A 12,823-nucleotide genomic window follows, 5' to 3' on the forward strand; every position below is an offset into this window, starting at 1 on the left:
CAGGGGGTAGGTCAAGATGACGCTGCCGCCGCGCTTTCAGGACTGGTTCGCCCGGCAGGGCTGGCAGCCGCATCCGCATCAGCTGGCGCTGCTCGAGGCGCAAGGTGACACGCTGCTGATCGCGCCGACCGGGGGCGGCAAGACGCTGGCGGGGTTCCTGCCCAGCCTTGTCGATCTGGCCGGTGGGGCGCATCGGGGGATGCACACGCTTTACGTCTCGCCGCTGAAGGCGCTGACGGCGGATATCGCGCGCAACCTCGCCCGGCCTGTCGCCGACCTGGGGCTGGCGATCCGCATCGAGGATCGCACCGGCGACACCCGCCCGGCGCAACGGGCGCGGCAGCGGGTCGATCCGCCCGATATCCTGCTGACCACGCCGGAATCGCTGGCGCTGATGCTGTCCTATCCCGAGGCACCGGCAATCTTTGGCGGGCTTCGCCGTGTCGTGCTGGACGAACTCCACGCACTGACCGAGAACAAGCGCGGCGATCAGCTGATGCTGGGCCTGGCGCGGCTGCGCAGCCTTGCGCCCGGCCTGCAGGTCACCGGCCTTTCGGCAACGGTCGAGGACCCGCAGGCGCTGGCCGGGTTCATGGGCGGCGCGCGGGTGCTCGAGGCCGATCCTGGCCCCGCTCCCGACATTGCCATGCTTCCCACCGCCAGCCCCGCGCCATGGGCAGGGGGTGGCGGGCATCACGCCATTCCCGAGGTGCTGGAGCAGGTGCGGCAGGCCAACACCACCATCATCTTCATCAATACCCGCGCACAGGCCGAGCTGTTCTTCCAGGCACTCTGGGCCGCCAATGACGAAAACCTGCCCATCGGGTTGCATCACGGCAGCTTGGCGCGCGAGGCAAGGCAGCGGGTCGAGGCGGCGATGGCGGCGGGGCAGTTGAGGGCGGTGGTGGCGACGGGCAGCCTGGATCTGGGCATCGACTGGGGCGCGGTCGACCTGGTGATCCAGGTCGGCGCGCCGAAGAACGTGAAGCGGCTGGTGCAGCGGATCGGGCGGGCGAACCACCGCTACAACGCCCCCTCGCGCGCCCGGATCGTGCCGGCGAACCGCTTCGAGGTGATCGAATGCGTCGCGGCGCTGGAGGCGGTCGCCGAACGCGATCTCGACGGCGACCCGCGCGGGCCGGGGCCGTTGGACGTGCTCTGCCAGCACATCCTGCTGACCGCCTGCGCCGGGCCGTTCGAGGCCGATGTGCTTTACGCCGAGGTGATCACCGCCGGCCCCTATCGCGCCCTGAGCCGCGCCGATTTCGATGCCTGCCTCGATTTCGCCGCGACCGGGGGCTATGCGCTTCGGGCCTATGACCGCTGGCAGCGGCTGATGCTGCGCGACGGGCTGTGGCGGTTGCGCGATCCGCGCGCGGCGCGCGATCTGCGCATGAACATCGGCACCATCGTCGAGGCCGAGATGCTGAAGGTGCGCTTTCGCGGGCGCGGCGGCGCGCCACTGGGCGAGGTCGAGGAGGCCTTTGCCGCCAGTCTCGAACCCGGCGACACCTTCCTGATCGGCGGCCAGACCGTGCGCTATGAGGGCCTGCGCGAGATGGTGGTCGAGGTGACGAAGCAGCCGACTCGCAAGCCAAAGATTGCCGTCTTTTCGGGGGTGAAGCTGGCGACCTCGACGCAGTTGTCGCATCGGGTTCAGGCACTGATCGGCGATCCATCGCGCCACCACGCCCTGCCCGGCAACACCCGCGACTGGCTGGCGCTGCAGGCCGAGGTCAGCGCCCTGCCCCGTCCCGGCGTGCTGCAAAGCGAGAGCTTTCGCCATGACGGCATGTGGCATTTTGCGCTTTACGGCTTTGCCGGGCGCAACGCGCTGCAGACGCTTGGCCTCTTGATGACCCGGATGATGGAAGAGGCCGGGCTGGGGCCGCTGGGGTTCCTGTCCACCGATTACGCGCTGCTGATCTGGTCCTTGGACCCTGTGACCGATCCCGCGCCGCTGCTGGACCGCGCGGGGCTGCGGGCGGGTCTGGGTGATTGGCTCGGCAGCAATGCGGTAATGAAGCGGACCTTTCGGACCGTCGCCACCATTGCCGGGCTGATCCAGCGCAACCTGCCGGGACTGCGCAAGACCGGGCGGCAGGCGACCTTTTCCAGCGATATCCTCTACGACACGTTGAGGAAATACGACCCGGATCACCTGATGCTGCGCATCACCACCGACGAGGCGCGGCGGGGCCTTGTGGATTTCGACCGGATCGAGGAGATGCTGGACCGCTCGCCCCGGCTGGATCACCGGATGCTGGATCGGGTCTCGCCACTGGCTGCACCCTTGCTGCTGGAGGTGGGCCGCGTGCCGATCGCCGGTCAGGGGCGCGAGCGGCTGGCCGAGGCCGAGGCTGCGGCGCTGATGGCAGAGGCGGGACTGGCGTGACGGGATATGGATTCAACTTTGCCGGGCAGCGGCTGGAGGCCCGGGCCTCGGGCGCGCTGTGGTGGCCGGACCGCCGCTGGCTGGTCGTGGCTGACCTGCATCTCGGGAAATCCGAACGCATGGCCCGGCGGGGCGGTGCCTTGCTGCCCCCCTACGAGGTCGCGGCGACGCTGGACCGGCTCGAGGCCGAAATCGCTGCGCTGGAACCGGCGGCGGTCATCAGCCTAGGCGACGGGTTCGATGATGATGCGGCGGGGCGGGAGTTGCCCGATGGGCTGTGCGACCGGCTGCACCGGCTGGCCGAGGGACGCGACTGGGTCTGGATCACCGGCAACCACGATCCCGGAGCGGTGCCGAAGCGAATGCCGGGCCGGACCCTGCCCGAGCTGGACGCCGGTATCACCCTGCGCCACGAGGCGGGCGCGGGGCCGGACATGTCCGGGCATTTCCACCCCTGCATCAGGCTGGCCGGGCAAAGGCGGCGCTGTTTCCTGATCGGGCAGGACCACCTGATCCTGCCGGCCTTCGGTGCCTATACTGGCGGGCTGATCGCCGATCATCCGGCACTGGCGGCGCTGGTGCCCGAGGGGCTGGCCGTGGCCTGCGGTGCGCGGGCGCTGGCAATGCCGATCGGGCAACGCCATCGGGCGTAGGAACCGCACATGAGAAAGGCCGGCGCGCCTGATGGCGGCCGGCCTTCACCGATGACGTGTCGTGATCGATCAGAAGCTGAAGTTCACGCCCAGCTTGACGTGATGATGCTCGGGCGTGGCTTCGGTCATGAAGCCATTGGCATCGGTCAGCGTGGTCTTGCCGAAACCGCGGAATTCCCATTCGCCGAAGATCGACATCCGCTCGGACAGACGGCGCTCGGCACCGAGGCCGAGGATCCAGGCATTGTCCTTGTAGCTGCCGTCGTAATCCATGCCGAGGCCTTCGACGGCATAGTTGAAATCGCCACGGCCGATACCGGCGATGCCGTAGAACAGCGTGTCGCCGGCAGCGTTCAGCACGCCAGTCTTCATCCGCAGGGCGACGAAATTGTCCATCTCGGCCATCGCGTTGGCGGTGCCGGTATCGAAGGAGGCGTCGGCATTGCTGGCCTCATAGGCCAGTTCGGGACCGAAGACGACCTGGCGACCGCCGACATCCCGCTGCCAGCGGTAACCCAGATGCAGGCCGTAGGTCATGCCCTTGAGATCGACCGAGCCGGGGCTGCCCAGCAGGGTATCGGTGGCGTCGCTGACCCCAACCACGTCATCGGCGCCGAAGGCATAGCCCAGACCCAGCCCGGCATAGGCACCGGCCCAGGGTGCGGGCGCAGCGGTCACCGGGGCGATGACCGGCGCGGGCTCGACCGGGGCGGTATAACCGCCGGCATGGGCAACGGGTGCCAGCAGCGCGAGAGCGGCGGCGGCGGCAAAGGGGGTTTTGGAAATCGTGAACATGAAACTGCTCCTTCAGGTCTGGCCGGCGCATGCGAAATAGGCGGCGCCCTGCGGCGGGAAAGCTGCCGTTAGGATGCACCTTTGCGCCGGCTCGCGGCCAGCACCTTTTGCGATCCGCCGGATTTTACGGCAGATCGCGGCATATTCGACACAGGAAATGCGCGGATTTTCGCGCCCCGGTAGATCTAGATATCCAGGTTCTCAACGCTCAGCGCATTCTGCTGGATGAACTCGCGCCGCGGTTCGACCACGTCACCCATCAGCTTGGTGAAGAGATCCTCGGCCTCGGCCAGATCCTCGATCTTCACCTGCAGCATGGTGCGGGCATCGGGGTCCAGCGTGGTTTCCCACAGCTGTTCCGGGTTCATCTCGCCCAGACCCTTGTAGCGCTGCAGCGACAGGCCCTTCTCGCCTTCGAGGAAGATCGCCTGCAACAGCCCAAGCGGGCCGTGGATCGGCAGGTCGCGGTCCTTGCGCACCAGATGCGCGGTCGCACCATAGACATCCTGCAGCGCCTTGGTCATCTCACCCAGACGGCGGCTTTCCCCGCTGCGCAGCATCGGCCCGTCCAGCGTGCGGTTTTCCTCGACCCCGCGCAGCATCCGCGACAAGCGGATGCCGCCATCCTGCGTTGGACGGCCCGACCAGCCGCGCTCGTATTCCGCCCCGATCAGATCGAGCCGCGCGGCGACGGCATTGGCCACGCCCTGCGCATCGGCATCGACCCGGCCCGGCAGCAGCGCGCCGGCGATGGCCGCCTGTTCGGTGATATGGGGCGGGTAATGGGTCGGGTAGGTGCGCAGGATGCGCCGCACCAGCCGCGCCTCTTCGACCACGCGGCGCAGGTCGTTGCCGGTCAGCTGCTCGCCCCCGGCCAGAACCAGCGACGCGCCATCGAGACCCTGCTCGATCAGGTAATCTTCCAGCGCCGCCTCGTTCTTCAGATAGACCTCGGAGCGGCCGCGACCGACCTTATAGAGCGGCGGCTGCGCGATGTAGAGATGGCCGGCCTCGATCAGCTCGGGCATCTGCCGGAAGAAGAAGGTCAGAAGCAGCGTCCGGATATGTGCGCCGTCCACGTCGGCATCGGTCATGATGACGATCTTGTGGTAGCGCAGCTTGTCCAGGTTGAACTCGTCGCGGCCAATGCCGGTGCCTAGCGCGGTGATCAGCGTGCCGATCTGTTCGCTTGAGAGCATCCGGTCGAAGCGCGCGCGCTCGACGTTCAGGATCTTGCCGCGCAGGGGCAGGACCGCCTGGTTCTTGCGCGAGCGACCCTGCTTGGCCGAGCCGCCGGCCGAGTCACCCTCGACGATGAACAGTTCCGAAAGCGCCGGGTCCTTTTCCTGGCAGTCGGCCAGCTTGCCCGGCAGGCTGGCCACGTCCATCGCGGTCTTGCGCCGGGTCAGTTCGCGGGCCTTGCGCGCCGCCTCGCGGGCCAGCGCCGCTTCGACGATCTTGCCGATGATCTGGCGCGCCTCGGCCGGGTTCTCCTCGAACCATTCCGACAGCTTCTCGCCCACCAGACCCTCGACCGCCGGACGGACTTCCGAGGACACCAGCTTGTCCTTGGTCTGGCTGGAGAATTTCGGATCGGGCACCTTGACCGACAAGACGCAGGTCAGGCCCTCGCGGGCGTCATCGCCGGTGAAGTCGATCTTCTCGCGCTTGGCGATGCCGCTGTCCTGCGCGTATTTGGTGATCACCCGGGTCAGCGCGCCACGGAAACCCGCCAGATGGGTGCCACCGTCGCGCTGCGGGATGTTGTTGGTAAAGGGCAGCACGGTTTCGTGGTAGCTGTCGTTCCACCACATCGCCACTTCGACGCCGATGCCGTTCTTCTCGCCGGTCATGAAGATCGGGTCGGGCATGACCGAGGTTTTCGAGCGGTCGAGATAGCGCACGAATTCGCGCACGCCGCCCTCGTAGAACAGTTCGGTGTGCAGCGGCTCGGCCGGGCGGTCATCCTCGAGGATGATCTTCACACCGCTGTTCAGGAAGGCCAGTTCGCGCAACCGGTTTTCCAGCGTCTTGAAGACGTAATCGAGATTGCTGAAGGTGCCGTTCGGATCGGTCTGGCGGTTCGAGGCGAGAAAGCGCACCTCGGTCCCCTTCTCGCCCGGTTGGGCATCGCCCACCACGCGCAGATGCTCGACCGTCTCGCCCTTCTCGAAGCGAGCGTAATGTTCGCGGCCATTGCGCCAGACGCGCAGTTCCAGCCAGTCGCTGAGCGCGTTCACCACCGAGACGCCGACCCCGTGCAACCCGCCCGAGACCTTGTAGCTGTTCTGGTCGAATTTCCCCCCGGCGTGCAGCTGGGTCATGATGACCTCGGCCGCCGAAACGCCCTCGGTCGGGTGCAGGTCCACCGGGATGCCGCGGCCATTGTCGCGCACCGAGACGCTGTTATCGGCATGGATCTTGACCTTGACGAAGTCGGCATGTCCCGCCAGCGCCTCGTCGATGCCGTTATCCACGACCTCGTAGACCATGTGATGCAGGCCCGAGCCGTCATCCGTATCGCCGATATACATGCCGGGGCGTTTGCGGACGGCTTCCAACCCCTTGAGAACCTTGATCGAATCGGCGCCGTATTCAACGGGCTGGGGGGCGGTGTCGGTCATGCGAGAAAATTCCTGTTCATCTGCGCCCGATATAGTCATTCGCCGGGGTAAAGTCACGGGAAAGGCACTGTATTTCGGGGTATTTGGCGGCTTAAACGCGAATTCTTGCGCAAGCCTGCGGATCGGCGTCTAAAAGGGCCGGACAGGGGACGGGAACGGGTGCCAATGATGCGCTGGATTCGGATTTTACTGGTCATCCTTCTGGCCCTGCTGCTGGTCTGGGTCGCGGGACGGATGATCTTTGCCGTGCCCTCGACTGAAGGGCGCGCGGTCGAAAGGGCCATTCCCTTTGACCCGACCACCACGCTTGGTCCGCAGGCGGTCGAGGCGATGTCGGCCCATGCCGGGAAAAGCGGCGTGGTGCCGCTGCCCGACGGCCAAGGCGCGCTGATGAGCCGGATGAAGCTGGCCGAGGGGGCGGAACGCTCGATCGATGCGATGTATTACATCTGGCACGACGACACCTCGGGACTGCTGCTGCTGGACGCGCTGCGCGATGCCGCCGAACGGGGCGTGCGGGTGCGGCTGCTTCTGGACGACAACGGCATTGCCGGGATGGATCAGATGCTGGCGGCACTGGATGCCCTGCCGAATTTCTCGGTGCGGCTGTTCAACCCCTCGACGGTGCGCAATCCGAAGGGTCTGGGCTATGTGCTCTATCCGCTCAGGATGAACCGGCGGATGCACAACAAGGCGTTTCTCGTGGATGGCGCGGTGGCGATCGTCGGCGGCAGGAATATCGGCGACGAGTATTTCGCCATCGGCGATGTGCCGGCCTACCTGGACCTGGATGTGCTGGGCGTGGGCGACGTGGTCACCGACACCGCCGCGATCTTCGACCAGTACTGGAACAGCCAACCTGTTCTGGCGCTGGAGCAGGTGATCGCGGGTCCGGGCGACATGGCGGCCTTTGACAAGGCTGTGGCCGAGGCCGAGGCGACGCCCGAGGCGCAGACGGTGATCAAGGCCGAGGCCAGCGCCGGCGAGCGGATGGTCCGCCGCAACGCGCCGCCGATGGAATGGACCGAAGTGCAGGTGGTCGCAGATGACCCGATCAAGGGGATGGGCACGCATTCGCGCGAGGATCTGATGATGTCGCGGCTCGGCGCGATCCTTGGCAGCGTGACCGCGCGGCTTGACCTGATCTCGGCCTATTTCGTGCCGGGCAAGGCGGGCAGCGGCTTCTTTGCGAAACTGGCGGAATCGGGCGTGGATGTCCGCATCATGACCAATTCCTGGCAGGCGACCGATGTGCCGATGGTCCATGCGGGCTATGTGAAATACCGGCGCGAACTGCTGGAATCGGGCGTTACCCTTTATGAATTGAAGCCGATCGAGGGCATCGCGCAGGGTCGAGCCGAGTTGCGCCCCAGCGGCTTCTCGGGCTCGAGCCTGCACGCCAAGACATTTTCGGCCGATGATGCGCGGGTCTTCATCGGCTCGTTCAATTTCGATCCCCGCTCGGCCGCGCTGAATTGCGAGATGGGCTTTCTGATCGACAGCCCCGCCATCGCGAAGGCCGGCAGCACCGCCCTGACCGACGGGCTGTCCAAGCGCAGCTTCCAGCCGGAGCTGGACGGGAACAAGATGGTCTGGCGCGATCCGCAGCCCGATGGCAGCGTGATCACCCTTGAGCACGAACCCGATCTGGATTTCCTAGATCGGGTGGCGGTCTATGTGCTGAACGTGCTGCCGATCGAGTGGCTGCTGTAGCGCGCCTCAGCCGGCGAGCAACTGGCTCAGCCCGATGACGCTGCCGACGGCGATCAACAGACCGCCCGAAACCATGTTCATCATCCGCATCCCCGAGGGTGTCGCCAGCCTCTGCCGCGCTGCCGCCACGGCGGCCCCCATGCCCATGTTCAGGACAAACGGAATTGCCGCCGACATGGCGACGATCAGCACAACGTCACCCGCCGTGATCTGCGCCAGGCCGAAGAAACCCGGCAGCACGCCGATATAGAACAGCGCCGCCTTGGGATTTCCCGCAATGGCCAGCAGGCCCGCTGTAAATCCCGCCCAACGCCCGCGCTTGGTCAGCCTGCTGTCGCTGCCCACGGGCTGGCTGGCGCTGCGGATCAGCAGGATGCCCATGCCGATGAAGACGGCGGCGGCGACCCAGCGCAGCGCCTCGAGCAGAAAGGCGCTTTGCGCCACGATCACCGACAGACCGAAGATCGCCACAAGCGGCCAGATCATGTCCCCAATCGCCACGCCGATCGCCAGCGGCCAGACCCCGGCAAAGCCCGAGGACAGCGCCCGCGCCATGATCGCCACCCAGACCGGGCCGGGGGTCAGCCAGATCGCCACCATGGCCCCGGCATAGAGCCAGATCGATTCGGCAGAGAGAGTCATTCGGTCTCCTCGGCGGCAGAGGCACCGCCCGTCTTCGTCACATTGAGCCGCCTCGCCTCGGGACCGAAGGCCTCGAACAACTCGGCCCCGGTTCCGGTCAGCAGGGATTGTGCCGGCAGCGCGGCAATCTCGGCGTAAAGCGCGGCGCGGCGGTCGGCGTCAAGATGCGCCGCAACCTCGTCGAGCAGCAGCACGACCGGCTGATCCGTCAGCGCGCGCGCATTGGCGAGGATCAGCGACAGCAGCAGCGCCTTCTGCTCTCCGGTCGAGGACAGGGCGGCCGGCATGTCCTGCGGCCCCCAATGCGCACCCAGATCGGCGCGGTGCGGGCCGGTCAGGCTGCGCCCGGCGGCCAGATCGCGGGGGCGCATCGTGGCCATGCGCGCGGCGATGCTGGACGGATCGGCATCATCGGCAAAGCCCTCGCCCGACAGCAGCGTCAGGGTGGCGGCGGGAAACTGTGTCGCCCCCTCGCCCTGCGCGGCGCTGATCGCGGCGATGGCCGACAGGCGGTTGCGGGTCAGCGCCGCGCCCGATTCTGCCATCTGCGCCTCGAGCGCCCGATACCAGCCCGGATCGCCGATCTGGTCACGGAGCAGTCGGTTCCGCTCGCGCATCGCCTTGTCATAGGCCAGGGCGATCTCGGCATGGTCGGGGATCAGGCTCAGCGTCACCCTGTCAAGAAAGCGCCGCCGCGTCTCGGGCGCGTCCGACCACAGCCGGTCCATCGCCGGCACCAGCCAGATCACCCGGATCAGCCGGCCAAGCGCCACCTGCGGCGCGGGCTTGTCGTCGATTAGGACGGAACGGCTTTGCCCCGGGAGCGCCTCGGTCCCGACCTGCTGGTCCCCGATCCCGGCGCGAATGCGCCAGCCGGCGTCCACTCCCTGCCGCGCCTGATCGCCCGGCGCAGCATTGCGCAGACCACGGCCCGGGGCCAGCATCGACAGGGCTTCAAGAATATTGGTCTTGCCCGATCCGTTCGCGCCATAGATCGCAACGGGGCGGTGATCCAGGTCGAGGGCGAGGCGCGGCCATGACCGGAACTGCGCCAGGGACAGGTGGCTGAGCGTCACACCCGCATCGGCATGACGACATAGACGGCGCTGGTATCGCCGCCCTCGCGGATCAGCGCGGCATCGCCCGAGCCGTTGAACAGGAAGACGGCATTCTCGCGGTCCACCTGGCTGGCGATCTCCTGCAGGTACTTGGCGTTGAAGCCGATTTCCAGCGGGTCATCGGCATAGGCCACGGCCAGCTCCTCATCCGCAGCACCGGCATCGGGGGCGTTGACCGACAGGATCAGCCGGTCCTCGTCCAGCGCCAGCTTGACCGCGCGCGAGCGTTCGCTGCTGACGGTGGCCACGCGGTCCACGGCCTTGGCGAAATCGCCGGCATCGACCTCGAGCTTGCGGGTATTGCCCGAGGGAATGACGCGGCTGTAATCGGGGAAGGTGCCGTCGATGACCTTGGAGGTCAGGGTAATGGTGGCGGTGGCGAAACGCACCTTGGTCTCGCTGACCGAGACCGCGATGGCGGCATCGTCTTCATCCAGCAGCTTGCGCAGCTCGGCCACGGTCTTCCGCGGTACGATGACGCCGGGCATGTTCGCCGCGCCCTCGGGCAGGGGCGCATCGATCCGGGCCAGACGGTGGCCATCGGTCGCCACGCAGCGAAGCACCGGACCCTCCTCGGACTGTGCCACATGCATGTAGACGCCGTTCAGATAATAGCGCGTCTCCTCGGTCGAGATGGCGAATTTCGACTTGTCGAACAGTCGCCGCAGCACACCCGCCGGGGCGCTGAAATTGGCGGCATATTCGGTCGAGGCCATGACCGGGAAATCCTCGCGCGGCAGGGTCGCGAGGCTGAAATTCGACTTGCCCGCCTGCACCGTCAGCCGGCCCGCCGCGTCATCCGAGGCGATGTTGACCAGCGACCCATCGGGCAGCTTGCGGGCAATCTCGTTCAGCATGGCGGCGCTGACCGTGGTGGCACCGGGACGTTCGACCTGCGCGGGGGCGCGATCGACCACCTCGGTATCCAGATCGGTGGCGCGGAAGCTGACGCCCTCGGCCGTCGCCTCGATCAGCACATTGGCGAGGATCGGGATGGTGTTGCGGCGTTCGACGACGGATTGGGCCTGTGAGACGGCCTTGACCAGAACCGCGCGCTCGATCGAGAATTTCATGTCCGTCCCTCACCTTGCCGGACCCCTTGCCCGGACCCGCTTTGTAGCCGCCCTTGCGGGCGGTCACAAGAATTTCAATTCAAAAGCGGGGGCGGTCAAGCCTCGAGCAGGCGCTTCAACAGGTCCAGATCCTCGGACAGCGCCTCGTCGCTGGCAGCCAGTTCCTCGATCTTCTTCACCCCATGCATGATGGTGGTGTGATCCCGCCCGCCAAAGCGGCGGCCGATCTCGGGCAGCGAGCGGTTGGTCAGCTGCTTGGACAGGTACATGGCGATCTGGCGCGGCCGGGCGACATTGCGCACGCGCTTGGGCCCGATCAGGTCGGCCAGACGGATGTTGTAATGCTCGGCCACCTTGCGCTGGATCTCTTCGATCGAGACCCGGCGATCCGAGGCGCGCAGGATGTCGGTCAGGCATTCCTGCGTCATGTCGAGCGTGATCTCGCGCCCGATCAGGCTGGCGAAGGCGAAGAGACGCTGCAGCGCGCCTTCCAGCACCCGGACGTTCGAGGTGATGCGGTGGGCGAGAAATTCCAGCACGCCGGGCGCCATCTCGAGGCCGGGATATTGCTGGCGGAACGCCTCGGTCTTGGACTGCAGGATGCCAAGGCGCAGCTCGTAGGTGGTCGGGTGGACATCGGCCAGAAGCCCGCAGCTGAGGCGCGACTTGATGCGCTCCTCCAGCCCCTTGATCTCGCCCGGCGCGCGATCGGCCGAGATGACGATCTGCTTGCCCTGATCGACCAGCGCGTTGAAGGTGTGGAAGAATTCCTCCTGTGTCGATTCCTTGCCGGCGATGAAATGCACATCATCGACCATCAGGAGATTGACCGAACGGAACATCTCCTTGAAATCGAGGATGCTCTTGTCCTTCAGCGCCTGGACAAAGCGGTACATGAACTGTTCGGCCGAGAGATACATCACTTTCGCATCGGGATGACGGGCAATGTATTCGCTGGCGATGGCGTGCATCAGGTGGGTCTTGCCCAGACCGACGCCGCCATAGAGGAACAGCGGGTTGAAGCTGACCGGCCCTCCCTCGGCCACCCGGCGCGCGGCGGCATGGGCCAGCTCGTTCGGCTTGCCGACGACGAAATTCTCGAAGGTGAAGCGCGCATCCAGCGGCGCGCCCAGATCGACGGTGCGGGTGGCGGCGCTGGCGGCGGCCTCGGCGCTGGCCGGCTCGACCGCCGAGGCGGTCATCCGCCCTGCACGCGCGGGCGCGGCGGCCGGCGCGGCCGCAGCCGGGCTGGTCGGGCGATTGGCCGAGATGGTGAAGCGCAGACGCTCGGCCCGGTGGCCGCTGCGCTGCAATTCGCCCAGGATCGCGGTGGCGAAATGGCGGTTGACCCAGTCCGACATGAATCGGGTCGGCGCCGCGAATTCGGCGATGCCGTCGTCAAGGCTGACCAGACGCAGCGGCTTGATCCAGTGATTATAGTTATTTGCGCCGACGGAATTCTTCAAATTTCCGCATGCCTGCCCCCAGATACTGTCCATTAGCCAACGCCTTGTCGTTTCTTCTGCCCCGGTTCTGCCCCCCGTTCGGGGTGACAGCCGCGATCCTTGCCGACGCGCCATGGTCTCAGCCTCTGGCAGCAGACAGGAAAGGCCGGCGACAGAATATGTCGCAGCCGAAGCCGTCAGGCCGTACCAGATCACAAGTCTTCCCAACGGCAGGTGGCAGCCCGCCAACGGGAACTCATGCAGGGATGTTGCCATCCCGTTTGCCTTGTCTCGATGATGACCCGAAGCGGCAGCCAAGGTCACTTTTCGCGACAATCCCCCAGGCGCGAGGTGAATCGCTGAAG

General features: G+C 66.5%; 9 protein-coding genes. 3 read left to right on the forward strand and 6 right to left on the reverse strand.

The annotated features are described in order from the left end of the window. Positions 1 to 16 precede the first annotated feature (16 nt). Positions 17 to 2,395, forward strand: coding sequence for a ligase-associated DNA damage response DEXH box helicase (locus tag CX676_RS11780; RefSeq protein WP_101752788.1), 2,379 nt, complete (start codon positions 17 to 19; stop codon positions 2,393 to 2,395). Further along, positions 2,392 to 3,048, forward strand: a complete 657-nt coding sequence (gene pdeM / locus CX676_RS11785) for a ligase-associated DNA damage response endonuclease PdeM (RefSeq protein WP_101752789.1) — start codon at positions 2,392 to 2,394, stop codon at positions 3,046 to 3,048. The genes CX676_RS11780 and pdeM overlap by 4 nt, the downstream gene beginning before the upstream one ends. Positions 3,049 to 3,117: 69 nt before the next feature. Here pdeM and CX676_RS11790 read toward each other — a convergent pair whose 3' ends face one another. Together CX676_RS11790 and gyrB are read right to left on the reverse strand one after the other, a co-directional pair. Next, positions 3,118 to 3,843 carry an outer membrane protein gene (locus CX676_RS11790; protein ID WP_101752790.1) on the reverse strand — a complete coding sequence of 242 codons (726 nt, stop codon included), beginning with the start codon at positions 3,841 to 3,843 and terminating at the stop codon, positions 3,118 to 3,120. Between the two features lie 185 nt (positions 3,844 to 4,028). Beyond that, positions 4,029 to 6,467, reverse strand: coding sequence for a DNA topoisomerase (ATP-hydrolyzing) subunit B (gyrB, locus tag CX676_RS11795; RefSeq protein ID WP_101752791.1), 2,439 nt, complete (start codon positions 6,465 to 6,467; stop codon positions 4,029 to 4,031). Positions 6,468 to 6,632: 165 nt separating this feature from the next. Here gyrB and CX676_RS11800 point away from each other — a divergent pair, with 165 nt between their 5' ends. Continuing rightward, on the forward strand, positions 6,633 to 8,180 hold the full coding sequence (locus CX676_RS11800) for a phospholipase D family protein (protein ID WP_101752792.1): 1,548 nt from the start codon (positions 6,633 to 6,635) through the stop codon (positions 8,178 to 8,180). Between the two features lie 6 nt (positions 8,181 to 8,186). Here the strand turns inward: CX676_RS11800 and CX676_RS11805 are convergent, their stop codons facing one another. The 4 genes from CX676_RS11805 to dnaA all read right to left on the reverse strand — a co-directional run bounded on the left by CX676_RS11805 (position 8,187) and on the right by dnaA (position 12,512). Beyond that, on the reverse strand, positions 8,187 to 8,822 hold the full coding sequence (locus CX676_RS11805) for a LysE family translocator (protein WP_101752793.1): 636 nt from the start codon (positions 8,820 to 8,822) through the stop codon (positions 8,187 to 8,189). Then, entirely contained in the window at positions 8,819 to 9,898 is a 1,080-nt protein-coding gene (gene recF, locus CX676_RS11810) for a DNA replication/repair protein RecF (protein WP_101752794.1), read from the reverse strand. Before recF ends, CX676_RS11805 begins: the two co-directional genes overlap by 4 nt. After that, positions 9,895 to 11,013, reverse strand: coding sequence for a DNA polymerase III subunit beta (dnaN, locus tag CX676_RS11815; RefSeq protein WP_101752795.1), 1,119 nt, complete (start codon positions 11,011 to 11,013; stop codon positions 9,895 to 9,897). Before dnaN ends, recF begins: the two co-directional genes overlap by 4 nt. A gap of 95 nt (positions 11,014 to 11,108) precedes the next feature. Continuing rightward, a complete protein-coding gene (gene dnaA / locus CX676_RS11820; RefSeq protein ID WP_101752796.1) occupies positions 11,109 to 12,512 on the reverse strand; it encodes a chromosomal replication initiator protein DnaA in 1,404 nt (467 codons plus the stop codon). Between the last annotated feature and the right edge of the window lie 311 nt (positions 12,513 to 12,823).

It is taken from the genome of Paracoccus zhejiangensis (assembly GCF_002847445.1).
In the GTDB taxonomy this organism is placed as follows: Bacteria; Pseudomonadota; Alphaproteobacteria; order Rhodobacterales; family Rhodobacteraceae; genus Paracoccus; species Paracoccus zhejiangensis.

Coding starts and splice junctions, on each gene's coding strand:
- gyrB (WP_101752791.1), bottom strand. CDS start 6,467: ATGACCGACACCGCCCCCCAGCCCGTTGAATACGGCGCCGATTCGATC.
- CX676_RS11790 (WP_101752790.1), bottom strand. CDS start 3,843: ATGTTCACGATTTCCAAAACCCCCTTTGCCGCCGCCGCCGCTCTCGCG.
- CX676_RS11800 (WP_101752792.1), top strand. CDS start 6,633: ATGATGCGCTGGATTCGGATTTTACTGGTCATCCTTCTGGCCCTGCTG.
- CX676_RS11780 (WP_101752788.1), top strand. CDS start 17: ATGACGCTGCCGCCGCGCTTTCAGGACTGGTTCGCCCGGCAGGGCTGG.
- dnaN (WP_101752795.1), bottom strand. CDS start 11,013: ATGAAATTCTCGATCGAGCGCGCGGTTCTGGTCAAGGCCGTCTCACAG.
- CX676_RS11805 (WP_101752793.1), bottom strand. CDS start 8,822: ATGACTCTCTCTGCCGAATCGATCTGGCTCTATGCCGGGGCCATGGTG.
- dnaA (WP_101752796.1), bottom strand. CDS start 12,512: ATGGACAGTATCTGGGGGCAGGCATGCGGAAATTTGAAGAATTCCGTC.